This window comes from Maribellus comscasis, assembly GCF_009762775.1.
Classification (GTDB): domain Bacteria; phylum Bacteroidota; class Bacteroidia; order Bacteroidales; family Prolixibacteraceae; genus Draconibacterium; species Draconibacterium comscasis.
In genome coordinates this window covers 5,150,369-5,166,050 of sequence record NZ_CP046401.1, presented here as the reverse complement: position 1 = coordinate 5,166,050, position 15,682 = coordinate 5,150,369, and the positions used below count along the sequence as shown (strand labels likewise).

Here is a 15,682-nt window from a genome sequence, read left to right as displayed (position 1 = left end):
TATCCTTGTTTAGTTCCAAAATATTATTCGTCGAGCACCAGCAATTCAATTTTTCTAAAATCGGTTGGATGGCTTTCAGCTTGCAGGGAGATTGTTCCTTTTGTTATCATTATATTTCCGTCAGCCGGTAAAAGCGTTTCATAAGTAGGATCACGCGGATCGAGTTGTGGTTGTTCGTAATGCATCACTTCTTCTCCATTTACAAAATGCCTTATAATTTCACCACCGTGAACTTCAACTTCTGCCGTAACCCATTCATCACCATAACATGTTTCTGATTTGGAGTTGGTACAATGTTGCTCAATCAATTCGCCGTTCATCACAACATTGGTTCCCGGGGTACACAAATTCAGAGTGGAACGTGGATCATAACCTTCTTTTCCCTGTGTTCCTCCAAGCAACTGAACCTCGATGGAGGTAGGAAACTGCTGATCCAGCTCCATTGATTCCGCGCTTTGGCCGTGAATCATCAATCCATTGTTGCGGTATGCCCAGCCCGGACCGTTTTTAACCTGCTCGTCAACAAACCGGTATTCCACCCGCAGCTTATAATGCGAAAACTCATCCTTGTAAAAAATGTGTCCGAATGAACCGTTCCATTCATCCCAGTTATCATAACGAACGCGCAATAAACCATCCTCTACACGAAAGGTATTGTTGTAGTTATCTCCCAATTCATGTCCTGTAAATTTTATCTGCCAGTCGTTTAAATCTTCTCCGTTAAATAATTGAATCCAGTTTTCTTCAGTGGCAGTTTCCGCAGATTTTTGCTCCGCCTCCTGATTTTTGGGTTTCGAATTGCAAGCCGATAACACCAATACAAAGGCTACAATTAAAATTTTTGATGATAAAAAAAGTGTACGCATTTTTTTCTTTTTAAGAGTTTTTAATTGATTTAGATTTTGTAAAGGTAATATAATATTATCCAACATAATCTTACTGAATCAGAAAATAAATGCGTGATAAAAAGCGAAATGGTATGAGGATGAAAATATTAAACCGGCAAAACCAAAGCTGTAACACATTCATTATCTGACTCACTGCATTTTCTTATTCGTTGATATCGTCAGAAATACGCTGAATTACAAACTGAATATCATAAACGATGTCGCCAATGGCCATGGGGCTTATTGTAAAGTCTGTTTTTACCGGTATTGATTTCATCTTTAAACTTTCCAGTTGTGCTCTATCCACTTCCGCATAATATTGTCCGGGAGGCAAACCCAAAAAAGTAAAGCCTCCGTCTCTTTCAGTCATTGTTGTAGCAACCAGTTCACCATCAGAATTATAAAAGTTTACTACAATCCGTCCCTGGCCTTTTTCATCTCTACCATCGTTCAAATAAACCCAACCATTCACTTCCCCCATAGGCAAAACAGGAATATATACTTTTTTGAACTGATTTGGATCGGTATAAATACGATAGCTTTTATGTTCCAACTGCCACGAAATTTGTTCCAGGCCTTTATCATCAAGCGTTAGTACATAACTTGTATATGGTTCTAGTCCAACAACTCTGATTATTGAGTCTTTGAGATTTTTTAAAGTCCGTCCTCCTCTCAATCCTATGCTCAATCCTTGTGCAAATGGTTCATCTGAATCTTTAAAACCATCGTGATCGATGTCCACAAATGGGACAACAGCAATTCCACATCGCCCAATTGCCGATCTGTTGTCTTTATGAATATATCCATTGCCACCACCAAAAGCAAAACTGCCACGGGCTCCCTGAGTCGACAAAAATTCACTATTGGAAACACGGGCAGAGAAATTAACCTGGGAAAAAGAAAAATCCCAGCGAAATGAAAACTGCAAACTGCGATAAGAGGATCTAAAATTCTCTTCTCCGGAAACGGATAAGTATCCCGATCGGGCAATACGTTTCTCAACCTCTGCTTTTACAGAAGTTATATCTTTATTTGTGATGTCGACCTGGCTTTGTGGTCTGACTGTAAAACCATGCCCCAGCCTGATTCCCAAACCAAGATTACTGTATATATAAGGGTCTCTTCCTCCCAACCAGTTGGCGTAAGCGCTTATGTTTGTATTTACATTGCCAAAGAAGGATGAAAAAGTTACATCGGCAGTGTTATACGTAAGCATTTCGTATACATTTTGTTTGAAAGACCAACGGGTATAACCATTTAAAAATTTAAAATTCAAAGGCACAGAAAAAGTAGCGCCACGTTCTTCCAGATAGTTGAGCCTTATCGCCTGCTGTTCTTTGTCATAAAGAACATAATTAAGTTCAAACATTGGACCTGACGCCAACCTGTAGTTTACAAGCGCTTTTGTACGCACACCATCGGCATATTCACCCGTCAGCATAAAGTTGGGAAAGGGAGTGACTGAAGCCAAAAGAAATGGAATTTTATCTCCATTTGCAATTGACGAAAGATATTCTATTCCTCCACCGATTGTTAAAAATCGGCTCACTCCATACTTTACTTCTGCGCGGCCAAACCTGGAATAATCTCCGTCCATAACAATACCTGAACTCAACGTATATTCCATTTCGCCGGCAGGTAAAAAATTAAACGGTATATTAAGAAATTCTTCTTTTGTCCGCTCTTCTCCATAGGGGCCATAAAATTTTAGTCTTACCTGCGACGTTCCGTATACAAGCGGCACATTAAAACTGTAAAATCCCGAGGCATCAGCTGTTTGATAATCAACAATCACATTGTTTACATACAACTCCACAGTCCAACCCGGTTCTGTATAATCGTTTATTGTATATTCTCCAAAAGAACGGCGGTAAGTTGTTGGGGCATTGGTAATACTCATTCCAATCAACGGGTCGTATATGGACGCAATTGCAGAAGAACTGATTTTTCCGATCCTGATTTGCCGGGCCATTTTTGCCTGATTGTTCACCCAACGCCAGTAATACTGCTGGTTTCGGTTATTAAAACCATCGCGGGAAGAATAATTTAACAGCAAGCTTGTTTCTCCTCCAAACAATTCGGCTCCTGTTCCCAACCAGATTCTTGTATCGTTATATTGTGCGGTACTTTGTGTAGAACTGGCAGCCCAGTCAACCATTCCGAACTTTAAAAAATGATAATCGCGGTTTATAGATGTATCTACCTTTTCTTCCCCTTTAAGAATATTTACATTTTCGCGAAACTGCTTGAGCCGCATTTCCCGTATGGCCGGAACTTCAAAGCCTGGTTTAACATTTACAGTAAGGCTTCTGAAATTAAAATCGCAATACAAACCAAATAACTCTCCCCACAGTTGATGATCTAAATACAGGCCAAATTCAGTTTTTATTAAATCAGTAACTTCTAAATTAAACGTTTTCCCATTGGCAAAAACCTGTTTATTTATATTGTCTATCATATACTTGTTGCTTTCGTCTGCCATAAAACCAGATATCCTGTCCATATTTAACGAGGATTCCGCTTTTATCTGAAGCAGGTGAAAAACATCAATGATTGGTAAAAATAACTTTTCCTCATCATAACTGTACAAGGGATCCAGGTTCGTAGCTCCCACTCCTTCTACTCTCAAGGTAACAGGAATCTCCTCAAATTCAACATTCTGACTTATTGAAATATTACAAAAAAGCAACAAAGGAAGCAAAATCATCAAAAGCTTAACCACCATAAAACCGGTCAGACTTGAAAAAAAATCTGGCCTTATTATTTCTGACGGCTGAGTTTTTATTTGCACACTTTTCAATCTGAAATGAGGTTTTATTCCTGAATAAATGTTACTGAAAAACTACCAACGTAATCTCCTGAGGGATTGGCAGCTTCACTGCCAACATGAAGCGTAGCGCCAACTTTCACGGGATTAATAAAAGGATGAGCAGATGTAGTAACAAAATAATTTCCTTGCTTATCAGAGGTAAACCCGCTAATCACCATACTCTCACTGCTCCCAACTCTGGTAAGCATTGCCGAGGCAGGAAAAGAAACGTGGACAATCCTACCGGGAATAAGCCGGACATCGAATACAGCAGGAGTAGCAGGAGAAAGGGCAAGTTCCATAACCGACCCGTTAGTCATACAGTTGCCTTCCGGGCTGACAATAACTTCTCCGCCGGAAGCTCCGGTATAAAAGCTGCCAAAACTTAATTCCTGGGCCGCAAAAACCTGCAACTGATTCGGCGGAGGAAACGGAGATTGTCCTAATGAATTTTCTGAAAAGATTAAAAAAGCCACAACAAGGATAAAAGCTTTATAAAAGCGAATAAAAATTGCCTGTAAACAGAAGTTTTGATGACTTGCGGGATTTTCTCCGAATGGCATAAAGCGTCTTTTTTATTTTAATACCAATTCTTTTTCATCGTACACCTGAGGTTTTGCTTCGCTTGAACTGCTGTACCGAACAAGCAATTTCCCCTTATTTAATTCAATTCCGACAGGAGTATTGAGTGTCATGGTAAAACGCCGCAACAAATTGGGTGTATAAACAGCAATTCCTTTTACAAGCCCAACATCGTACTTTTCGCCTTCAGGAGTAATGTATTCTGCTTTCAGGTCGCCATAAACCGACTGGGTCCCTTCCCGGTTAAGCACAACATTAAGCACATTGGCTCCCTGACTGTTTTGCTGAACATTCAAATCGCTCAAAACTACGTCAGACGAAAGGTCACCAATCCTTGCTATAACCGGTATGGAAATTCCAAAAATAGGAGTCAATCGTATTCCAATTGCTGTACTATCGGTTAATATATCTTCTTCGCCCAATGGTTTTTCTTCCGGCACGGCCCTAAAATACAAATGAGAGCGATATTCACCATCAACCATATTGGGCATCCGTCTCAACTGCATTCTAACCACCTGTGACTCACCCGGAGCAAGCTCGACCGAGCGTGGAAAAAACCGGATATACGAATCTGCAAACATTTGTCCTTCCTCCGGCTCAGTTACTTCCTTGAAATTGCCATCTTCGGTCATTCTGTATTGTAAAAAAGAAATTGAATAATAGGCGGTGTCCTGTCCTGTATTTGCCAGTGTTATTTCCTCTCTTTGTTTACTCCCTTCAAAAACAACACGCCTCGGTGTTATCAGCAAATCTCCCTGTGCTCTGCTAATTTGTGGAAGAAGAACAACAACCGAAAAGAACAACATGCTTTTATACAAAAAGGATAGTCTATACTGAGTTATATTTATCTGTTTTTTCTGTCTCATAATTGGGAATTTTCTTTCAAAACTACATTTTTTTAATAAATATCAACAGCAATACTGTGATACAAAAATAATCACCAGCACGTGTCGGCGGAAAATAAACTTACAGAACAGGAATGAGGTTTAAACAAACAAAACGATAAGATCTTAAATACTCCGGGTATGAAATGGCTAATTATAGGCAAAGGTTACAATAAAAGAACCTGAATATATACCAACCGGATTCTCATCGACCGGACCTATATTAAGCGTAGCTCCTATACTTACCAAACGCTCCCCGTCCGACAGGGTAGCTGCATCTCCCGATGGAGGGTCCGAAACCCAGCCTTCAACATCCATCGTTTTTCCGCTTTCAGAATGCACCAGTGTACTGGCCGTCTGGGGGAGCTGTATACTGAAAGTAGCACCCGGCTCGCCTTCCACCAAAAATTTACCGGGACTGTATCCGCCGCCAGCCGCAATTACTGATCCCTGCGCCGAACGAATCCCCCCCGGAGAAATAACAACTGAACCACCGTTATTACCCGTTGTAAAACGGCCAAAGTTTAAGGCCTGATCTTCGTTGGCAGCCAAAGCCTCGATTACTTCGGCAAACACCTCTGCTGTAATGCTGCTTTCTTGCGAACGCGCCTCTCCAGGTATGAGGAAGAAAGAAATAAAAGCGATGATAAAATAACGGTACATGTTTGTGAATTTTAAAACCTTAACAACTGGGTAAAAAAAAGGGCAACCCTAGCGCTGCCCTTGTTTTAAAGATATTCTTTATTAATTGTAAGCAACGGTTACTGAAAATTGCCCCTCGTATGTTCCAGTAGCCTGATCGGGATTTACATTTAATTTCGCACCTACATTAAATGTTTCTGTTCCTCCACTTGATAAAGTTTCATCAGCGTTATGTTCAAAGTCAGAAAGAGCCATGGGAGTTGCACCATTCTTTGTTAATGTTATCTCATCGTCTTCAGGCAAAGAAATAGAATATGCTACACTGTTTTCTCCTTCAACTGTAAAAGTTGCAGGCTGTCGAGTTCCTTCATTTCCCGTTGGAGCAGCTACTCCATTATATCCAGCAGCAGTTCCATCGGAAGCAACAGTAACTGTTCCACCAGCACTACTTGCAATTATATTACCGAAAAACAAATACTGAGTATTCTCAATTCCTATTACCTTGATAATTGTTGCGCTTGCGTCAGAATTGGCTGTTGCTTCTGGGTTTTGTGCTTTTACACTCTGAGATGCAACTACGATAATAAAAAGGCTTGCGAATAAAAAAACTAACTTTTTCATGATTTTGTGTTTTTAAATTTTATTAATTTTCGTTTAACATTTTTGTGCCAACCCATAAGCAATGCGTATGCCCTCTTTTACAAAACACTGACAAACAACAATATAGAAAAATAAGCAAATACAACAATGCTCTACGCTGGGGAATAGCGTATTCAAAATGGGACACAGGCTCATTCCAAGAGAGCAGGGAAAGAATAAAAAAATTAGCATAATAAATTGGATAGACTGTGGAAAGAGGATAAAAATTCCGGATATTGGAAATCTATATCACTCAGTTTTTATTTTATTTTCATCGCTGAGTTCTTAAATAGACAGAAAAAGGAAACGGAAATTAAAATCAGGATTTGTAACAGCAGAGATTTTATATAAATGACGAAAGACACACCCAAAAGGCTCTGAAGGATACTTCAATTGTACATAAATGTTACCTCATATTGCCCCGTAAACATATTATTTTTTTCCGAAACAATATCTTTTTGTGGTGTTCCGTTTAGCTTAAATACTCTTTTATCAGCCTCTGTGGTATTCCCGTTCGCCGACTGATCAGAATCGGGACAAAAGAAAGTATCAAAAGAATAAATTTCCCCATTTTTTCCTTCGAGCGCTGTAGTTTGAACCGATACACCCACATCAGTATCAGCGCTTCCGGAAACAGCTATTTCTGCAAGAATCAAATCTGATGATGTTGTATTCACATTATTATAAATAATGTGATCGTTACTGGTACTGGCAGTAAGCATTGCCGGTTCTACTATTTCAGCAAATACATGTCCAGTGGCCCTCACCTGTGCGCCAACCTTTCCAAAACCTAACATAATAAATAAAAATACAATCGTCAATACAAAAGTATTTTTCAATCTGATTATTATATGCATGCACCTAGGAAATTTACAAAATATCAAAGCGTCCATTTTTGTTTTGTTTAAATTCCTAATTTGTAAAACAAAGAACGTTTTCACCTTGTTTAAAAAAAGACAAAAAAAACTTTTTTTATCTCTCAGGGTTTTAAAAGTTTACAAGGCAATTAAAAACGTCGATATAAATTTAACCAAATGCAACAAATAAATAAAACAGAGTGTCTCTGAAAGAGGAGGTAATTATAACTGATTTTAAGGGTAAGAAAAACTGACTCACTTGATTTATTTTTGCGTGAAAATAACGTTCTTAAATATCTAACGCTTCCATTACTTCCACACACCAGCTAATAAACAACAGGGACTTTTTCTATTTTTCTTCCTTCTTGCCCGACTATCTGGACAATAACTATCGAACTTGCCGAGGGGACAACAAACTGACTGGTCTGTCCCCCGAAAAGTTTGCGGGTCACTAATTTCTGCCCTGTCAGAGTATAAACATCACAAGTGTATTCGCCTTCGACAAGACGTAAATCAGCTGTTATTTTTCTTTGTTCAGAATAAATAATAACCGGAAGTGTTTCGTAAGGATCGGCATAATCTCCTGATACAATTTGTAAAACAAAACGGTCGGTATTTTCGTCTTTTTCAGCTTCAAAAGAATAGACTTCTCCTTCTTCTATATCATTCCATTGTCCGGTAATTCTATCATATAATCTAAATATCTCAAAAGCTGTTGAATTAAATTGAAAGGTAAGTTCATAATTTCCGCTTTCTCCGGCATCAAAAGAGACAGGCAAAACCGGATAATCTTCTTTTTCTCCCAACAAGCGTATTGAGTAAGCCATTTGCTCTTCCTCCAGAAACAAACTCGGAGAAGCAGACACAAAACTAAATCGTTTCGCCGTACCCGTTTCTTGTCCGGTATGTCCAAATTCAATAATAACTTCATCTTTACCAAATCCGTCTGAAGATTCCACATCAACTACAATTCTGTTCTGAGTGCTATTGGCACTTTTAAGCCAATTTCCGGCTCCTTTATTTACCCTGACCGAGTTATTCATGGAAAGCACTCCTGACTGACTGGCTTTCACAAAAAATCCCTGAGTTGGTGCTATATAACGCGAAACTCCAAGAGTACCATCGTCTGATGCAGAAGCTGAATTGTAAGCACCATAATTATTGTTTGTTTCGCTCCAAATCCAGATATCATAACCTTGATTATTACCTTCCAATGTGTTTCTTCCCCAGCCGGAAGATTTCCAGTCGACAGAAGAAGGATACGGATTTCCAACGAGGTTAAATCCAAACTCTGTTCCCGTTCCTGCTGTTTTGGACAATTGAACAGAAACTTCTCCATTACTCAGGGTTCCCTGAAAAGCTTTGGTTGGATGGGCATCCTTGTAAGAAATGAGATACCCCCTTCCGGATATAAAATTATTACTATTGTTATTGCTTGTTAGCCACGTTGGCGGCTGATCAATATTTAGAAGATACACCCAGGAGGTATCCGGCTCGTACCAGGAATAAAAATCGTATCGTGTATTGTCGCCGTATGCATCACTCCCCCCGGTAGGTGTAAAATTTCCCGAAATTTCCTGGTCTGCCACAGGCGAAGAAATCATTTGCCATGTTTGAGGTTCGCCCGAAATATACCGTTGAAATGTTGCCAAAACGCCGTTGGTATTATGAATTAACGAACCGGTTCCTTCGGTATCAGAAGCAATAAGTAAACCTCCGGAGCCCGCACTGTTTGAAACACTGTTATCCACAGTTAAATTCCCTGTTGAGCCGATCGTTAACGATGCTCCTGTCTTTATTTCAAGATCAAAAATACGGTTCCCCTGCGACGATATCAGGGGATCATTTGGTGTTATCGGGATAACAACATGTGAACTGGTTTGAGGAAGTTTGTTCTTTACCCAGTTCCCCGCTTTTTCCCATTCTGAATCAATTGTTCCTGCCCATCTCCAAAAATTTGCCGGCTCTGTTTCCAGAAATCTTTTTTTATGATTAACACTTAAAGTATAATTATTCAAATTTTTAATATTATTCCCAATAAGATAATAATCAACATCCGACACAATATTAAAGCCGAGTGTCAAGGAAATCTCATTGTTATTAACCCCTCCAAGAACCGGATTTAACGGATAGTCAATTGTATTCCCCGTCTCATTTTCTACCCGGTAATTGGATGCAGTTTGTGATGAAACAGGATCCAGGGGTTCGTTAAAAACGGCCGTGATTGTATTTTCTGAATTAATTACTATTGATATGATATACGGACGATTAGTAAAAATGTAATCTTCGCCGGTAACATAACCAACTGCATCGAGCGTTTTACCTGGCTCAATCGTAAAACTCCCAGCCTCGCTAACCTCCAAATCATTTAAAACCATAACATTGTGGGTAGACTGCACATCAGCTCCGATTTCTACAACAAGATTATAGAACGTATTATCAGCCCTCCAGCTGTGTGTACTAAACTCCTGACTTCCACCACTAAACACAAAAGTACTTGTTCCTGCATTAAAATAGCCTTCATTTTCAAAGCTACTCCCGCTAAAATAAATCGTACTTCCTCCTGCATTTATAGTTCCACTGCTTTTTTCGGTTCGCAAATTGCCTCCAAAATAAATATTTCCCCCCATAGCATTTATGTAGCCTGCTGATTTTAAAGTCGTATTTCCATCCACCTGAATTGTGCCTTCACATGTAATATTTATATTGGCCGTACTATGAGCGGTAAGATCTGCTTTAAACAGGAGTATACCATTATGAGTTTCTATCACGGCTGTTCCATTCGGACTAATCGAGTTGTAAAAAGTAACATACGCATTTCCTCCGTAAAAATAACCGGAGTTCTGAATGTAACACGGTGTATAAAAATCAACAGTTCCACCGGAGAGCTCGGGAGTATCAGAAGTGCAATCCAAGGTCTGCACATCAGAAGCGGAAGGAGACATGTAAAAACGCCCTTCACTTCTTATTTCAGCCTTGTGAGTGCTATTCGAGGAATCCCCGTCAAAAACAAAATTTCCGACTCCTCCATTTAGCGTTCCTTTAATCAATGTTGGGCCATACACATTTACACTTCCCCGCAACACATCAAAAGTCTTCCCCGAGGCCAACTCAAACCCATCCCCCAGATTAATATTCCCGTCTTCAAGTATTAATTCTCCATTTATGGTTAATTTACAATTCGGCGAGTTTAGTGTTCCAGAATTGACGATCCGGATAGAAGTATTGAGAAAAGCCATGGTTATATCGTGTCCGTTATTCCCTTTTCCATTAAATTGAAGGTTCCCGTTGTCAAGTAGTATTTCTCCGTAGTCCTGAATATCAAGATTATTCTCGACGGTAAGCGTCGCACCATTTACCACCGCTATTGCTCCTCCGTACCAGTCACTAACAGTAAGGGTTGAAACTGTAACATTGTTTTTTATTTCCGGATAAATACCCGATGATACAAGACCTATAATCACTTTAGCGTTGCCATCCGGCACACTTCCCTGATCCCAGTTGGCAGCTTCGTGCCAGTCGTTACTAACATCTCCCGTCCAATTCCAGTTTTGTGCAGCAATACTTTCGAATGCTAACAGAAAAACAGCTGTCAAAATTAGTGAATAAACCGGCGAAAAAACTACAGACCGAATACCGGATACTTTTTCGAAAAATTCTGATCCCCAATATGATTTCTCAAACAAAATTGATATTTTACGAAATAAGGACATACCCAGTTTTTTTAATAAAGAAGATTAACAACATCCATAAAACTTCATTACAAAAATAACAGAAGATGCAGAACATCTTTAAGAAAACACAGTTAATAAACCTGATAATCAAAGTTTTTCTAAAATCTGGACAATTTGCCCCATTTTGTTTTTCTGATTTATCAGCCATTTATTCTTTTTAAAAAGAAAACAATTGACAAAACAATCGAAGCAACCAGAAAAGCCCCTATCTCACTTATAAAGGCGTAACAAAAACAAATTAAAAAGATTTTGATATAAATTTTACCATTTAGTTAAACTTTTTAGTTAAAATATTTGGTTAATAAATATATTCATTCTAATTTTGACCGGATGGTTAAACAATTTAGTTAAACTTCTTAGTAAAATGACAGAAACAAAAAAAGACAACACTGAAGAAAAGATTTTGAACGCTGCACAAAATGTATTTATAAAAAAAGGAATGGATGGCGCCCGAATGCAGGAAATTGCAGACGAAGCAGGCATCAACAAGGCTTTGCTTCATTACTACTTCAGAACAAAAGAAAAATTGTTTGATGCTATTTTCAAAAAAGTTTTTAGCAAAATATTACCCAATCTCATGGATATGGTATACTCTGATTTACCGATTGAGAAAAAACTGGGAATTTTTGTTGAGAGCTACATTGATTTATTAATGAAGAATCCATTTCTTCCAACTTTTGTTTTGAAAGAAATGAATCGAAATCCTGAATTTTTGGCAAAAATTATAAAAGGAACCGGAATTCAACCTGACAAGATTTTTGCCATGTTCAAAAAAGAAATGGAAGCTGGAAGAATTAGAAAAATGGATCCGCGGGATCTGCTGGTTAATATCCTTGGGCTAAGTATTTTTCCTATCGCAGCCCGACCGCTAATGACCATAATGTTTTTTGAAAACGATAAAGAAGCCTACAAAACATTTATTGAACGAAGAAAAAAAACAATTACTGAATTCATTTTACATTCAATTTTAATAAAATGAAAAAGCTACTAATTTTATTACTGCTACCCACGCAGTTGGCATTTGCTCAACAGGATATTCTGTTGAACAATTGTTATAACTGGGCGCGTGAAAACTATCCCAATTTAAAACAAGCGGAAATCTGGGAGGAAATAACTTCACTAAAAAAAGAAAACATAAAAACAAATTATCTGCCGCAGCTTACGCTAAACGGACAGGCTACCTACCAGTCGGATGTTACCAGCGTAAATATTTCCATGCCGGGAATTGATATCCCTTCCGTTTCGAAAGACCAGTATAAAACCTATGCAGAGTTTAAACAAAACATTTGGGATGGTGGAATTTCGACTGCGAACACAAAATTGGAGGACGCTATTTTACAAAGTAATCTTAGCCAGGTTGAAGTAGAATTGTACAAGCTGAATGAACAGGTTTCGCAGGCTTTTTTTACAGTGCTGGCTATGGATAAACAAAAGGAAGTGCTGACTGCCCAGAAAAAAGTATTGCAGGAAAAACTCAAAACAGTTCAATCGGGAGTAGAAAACCAAATGCTGGAAAAATCCAACGCACTTTCTCTTGAAGCTGAAATTTTGAACATCGAACAAAGTACTCTGCAATTGGACGCCGGCAAAAAAACAGCAATTCAGATGCTGACCATTTTAACAGGACAAACAATCGATGAAAATTCAGTACTGAAATATAACACTTCGGAACCAAACATGCGCGATAAATTGTCAAGACCGGAGCTGGAGTTGTTTTCATCTCAAAAAAATCAATTCGAAAAGCAAAGCGATTTATTGACTAAAAGTCGCAATCCAAAAGTTTTTGGATTTGGACAGGCCGGTTACGGCAAACCTGCTTTAAATATGTTGAATGACAAATTTGACACCTATTATCTTGTTGGAATTGGCTTATCGTGGAACGCATTCGATTGGAAAAAAACCACTCGCCAGAAGGAAATGCTGCAGTTGCACTCGAAAATGATTTCACAACAGGAAGAAACATTCAACCAAAATATAAATCTGCTTCTTGCTCAGCAAAATGAACAAATTAGCAAACTTGAAAAATTAATAGAAACAGATACAAAAATGGTAATGCTGCGCACCGAAATTGCACAATCATCCGCCTCAAAGCTAGAAAACGAAACAATCACTACTTCAGATTATATACAGGATGTGCAAGCTGAAACCATTGCAAAACTGAACGTCGAACTTCACCGTATTCAACTTAACGAAGCAAAAGAAAAGTATAATCTAATCAAAGGAAAAAAATTCAGTGAATAGTCGCTGTCCACAGCCAGAGTATTCAGAAATATGTAAAGATTTAAAACCGAAATACAATGAAAAAGAATTTATTAATTATGTTGTTTGCAGCACTTCTTTTTAGCTGTAACAATACAGACGAAAAATCGGATGCTTTTGGCAATTTTGAAGCTGACCCCGTAATTGTGTCATCCGAATCATCAGGAAAAATTCTTCAATTAAATATTGAAAAAGGGCAAAAAATAGAAGCCGGTTTTACGGCTGCTTTAACCGATACTGTTCAGATTGATTTAAAACTAAAACAAATTGATGCGCAAAAAGCAGCTATTTTATCAAAAAAACAATCGATACAATCGCAAATAGACGTTTTTGAGGAACAGATTAAAAATCTGGAGACAAATGAGAAAAGGGTAGCACAGATGGTAAAAGACCAGGCTGCCACACAAAAGCAACTGGACGATATTACAAGCCAAATCAGTGTAATAAAAAAACAAATTGCAGGCACGCGGACACAGTTTACATCCGTTAACATGGAACTGGATGTTTTGGAAACCCAAAAAGAAACTGCTGAAGATTTACTTCGACGTTGTCAGGTTGAATCTCCGGTAAGTGGAACAATTCTGGAAACCTATATAGAACAGGGTGAATTGGCAACCCAGGGAAAACCACTTTTTAAAATTGCTGATTTAGATGAACTCACATTGAAAGTTTATGTTAGCGGAGCGCAACTCCCAAATGTTAAAATCGGGCAACAGGTGAATGTTGTCATCGACAAATCAGAAACAGAAAATCAGGAACTAAGTGGAAGGGTGAACTGGATTTCTTCGGAAGCAGAATTTACACCTAAAATTATTCAAACAAAAGAAGAAAGAGTAAAATTGGTTTATGCTGTTAAAGTGAAAGTAAAAAACGACGGAACACTGAAGGTTGGAATGCCCGGGGAAATTAGTTGGTAAGCCCCTCCTGACCTCCCCTTAGGGGAGGTAAAAAAATGTTGAGTTGTGAAATTGAGAAAGTATCGAAATGAAAAACAGTAACAGTAATACGATTCAAAACTCCCTCTCCCCTGGAGAGGGTTGGGGTGACGCTGTCATTGGAATTAACCAAATATCAAAGTCATACGACGAAACTCATGCGTTAAAAAGGATTTCTCTGAAAGTAAACGAAGGAGAGTTATTTGGACTAATCGGACCCGACGGCGCCGGAAAAACCACCTTGATGCGCATTTTAACGACACTGTTGCTACCTGATTCAGGTGAAGCAAAAATGGATGGGCTGGACGTAGTTAATGATTTTAAAAAGATCAGACACATCGTTGGTTATATGCCGGGACGTTTTTCCCTTTACCAGGATTTGAGTGTGGAGGAAAATCTTAACTTTTTTGCTACCGTTTTTGGAACAACGGTTCAAGAAAATTATGATCTTATACGTGATATTTATTACCAGATAGAACCATTCAAAAACCGCCGGGCAGGAAAACTTTCAGGTGGAATGAAACAAAAACTGGCACTTTCCTGTGCGCTTATTCATAAACCCAAGGTTCTCGTCCTTGACGAGCCAACTACCGGAGTGGACGCCGTATCAAGAAAGGAATTCTGGGAAATGCTAAAAAAACTCCAGGAAAAAGGAATAACCATACTCGTTTCAACTCCCTATATGGACGAAGCCAATTTATGCGACCGTGTTGCTCTGATTCAAAAAGGAGAACTTCTGGATGTAGATTCTCCACAACGAATTACTGAAAAATTTCCGCGTAAAGTTATCCAGGTTCGTTCTGACGAAATGTACCGTCTTATCAACGATTTGAGAGCATTTGAAAAAGCCGAATCTGTATTTGCTTTTGGACAATTTGCACACTTTACCGGAATTAACGACGATGTTGAAACCAGTGAACTGGATATTTACCTCGAAAAACAAAATCATAAAAATGTAGTGGTGGAAGAAATTCACCCGGGAATTGAGGATGTGTTTATGAATATGCAGTCGCAAACCAAGTGAACAGTCTCAGTCTCAGCTAACAGTAAAACAAGTAGAATATAAACCAATGTATCATGGATTTTAAAGAATTAATTGCCTACCAGAAAGCTTTTGAATTGGCAATGAAGATTTTTGAAGTTTCAAAATCATTTCCAAAAGAAGAAAAGTATTCATTAACCGATCAAATCAGGAGATCTTCCCGTTCTACATGTGCCAATTTAGCAGAGGCTTATCGAAAAAGAATATATCCAAAACATTTCATTTCAAAACTCACTGATTCTGATGGTGAAAACAGTGAGACTGTAGTTTGGCTGGATTTTGCATTAGAATGTAAATATCTTAATAGAGAAATACACGATTCCCTTTATTCTGAATGTTTGGAAATTGGGAAACTATTGAATTACATGATGAATAATCCAAATAAATTCGGAAGCAGTAAAGATTTTTAACT

General features: G+C 38.4%; 13 protein-coding genes. 5 read left to right on the top strand and 8 right to left on the bottom strand.

Going from position 1 to position 15,682, the window contains the following annotated elements; translation table 11 throughout:
* Window positions 1-23: 23 nt before the first annotated feature.
* The 8 genes from GM418_RS20775 to GM418_RS20740 form a co-directional block, all read right to left on the bottom strand.
* Entirely contained in the window at window positions 24-866 is an 843-nt protein-coding gene (locus GM418_RS20775) for a 3-keto-disaccharide hydrolase (RefSeq protein WP_158869150.1), read from the bottom strand.
* Window positions 867-1,050: 184 nt separating this feature from the next.
* A complete protein-coding gene (locus GM418_RS20770) occupies window positions 1,051-3,612 on the bottom strand; it encodes a hypothetical protein (RefSeq protein ID WP_158869149.1) in 2,562 nt (853 codons plus the stop codon).
* Between the two features lie 89 nt (window positions 3,613-3,701).
* On the bottom strand, window positions 3,702-4,259 hold the full coding sequence (locus GM418_RS20765) for a DUF4402 domain-containing protein (RefSeq protein ID WP_158869148.1): 558 nt from the start codon (window positions 4,257-4,259) through the stop codon (window positions 3,702-3,704).
* Between the two features lie 12 nt (window positions 4,260-4,271).
* Window positions 4,272-5,144 (bottom strand): fimbrial biogenesis chaperone, encoded by an 873-nt coding sequence (locus GM418_RS20760; RefSeq protein ID WP_217447543.1) that lies wholly within the window; start codon window positions 5,142-5,144, stop codon window positions 4,272-4,274.
* Between the two features lie 168 nt (window positions 5,145-5,312).
* Window positions 5,313-5,825 (bottom strand): DUF4402 domain-containing protein, encoded by a 513-nt coding sequence (locus GM418_RS20755; protein ID WP_158869147.1) that lies wholly within the window; start codon window positions 5,823-5,825, stop codon window positions 5,313-5,315.
* An 81-nt stretch (window positions 5,826-5,906) separates the two neighbouring features.
* Entirely contained in the window at window positions 5,907-6,425 is a 519-nt protein-coding gene (locus GM418_RS20750) for a DUF4402 domain-containing protein (RefSeq protein WP_158869146.1), read from the bottom strand.
* Between the two features lie 407 nt (window positions 6,426-6,832).
* Window positions 6,833-7,300, bottom strand: coding sequence for a hypothetical protein (locus GM418_RS20745; RefSeq protein ID WP_158869145.1), 468 nt, complete (start codon window positions 7,298-7,300; stop codon window positions 6,833-6,835).
* A 326-nt stretch (window positions 7,301-7,626) separates the two neighbouring features.
* Entirely contained in the window at window positions 7,627-11,013 is a 3,387-nt protein-coding gene (locus GM418_RS20740) for an Ig-like domain-containing domain (RefSeq protein ID WP_158869144.1), read from the bottom strand.
* 385 nt (window positions 11,014-11,398) lie between these two features.
* On the opposite strand from GM418_RS20740, the gene GM418_RS20735 reads away from it, so the two are divergent.
* From GM418_RS20735 to GM418_RS20715, 5 genes are all read left to right on the top strand, one after another.
* Window positions 11,399-12,013 (top strand): TetR/AcrR family transcriptional regulator, encoded by a 615-nt coding sequence (locus GM418_RS20735; RefSeq protein ID WP_158869143.1) that lies wholly within the window; start codon window positions 11,399-11,401, stop codon window positions 12,011-12,013.
* Window positions 12,010-13,275 (top strand): TolC family protein, encoded by a 1,266-nt coding sequence (locus GM418_RS20730; protein ID WP_158869142.1) that lies wholly within the window; start codon window positions 12,010-12,012, stop codon window positions 13,273-13,275. The genes GM418_RS20735 and GM418_RS20730 overlap by 4 nt, the downstream gene beginning before the upstream one ends.
* Window positions 13,276-13,331: 56 nt before the next feature.
* Window positions 13,332-14,210, top strand: coding sequence for an HlyD family secretion protein (locus tag GM418_RS20725; protein ID WP_158869141.1), 879 nt, complete (start codon window positions 13,332-13,334; stop codon window positions 14,208-14,210).
* Window positions 14,211-14,277: 67 nt separating this feature from the next.
* Window positions 14,278-15,252: an ABC transporter ATP-binding protein gene (locus GM418_RS20720; protein WP_158869140.1), complete on the top strand. Its 975-nt coding sequence runs from the start codon at window positions 14,278-14,280 to the stop codon at window positions 15,250-15,252.
* Window positions 15,253-15,305: 53 nt separating this feature from the next.
* The gene (locus GM418_RS20715; protein WP_158869139.1) at window positions 15,306-15,680 is read left to right on the top strand and encodes a four helix bundle protein; all 375 of its coding nucleotides are present in this window, start codon (window positions 15,306-15,308) and stop codon (window positions 15,678-15,680) included.
* Window positions 15,681-15,682 lie beyond the last annotated feature (2 nt).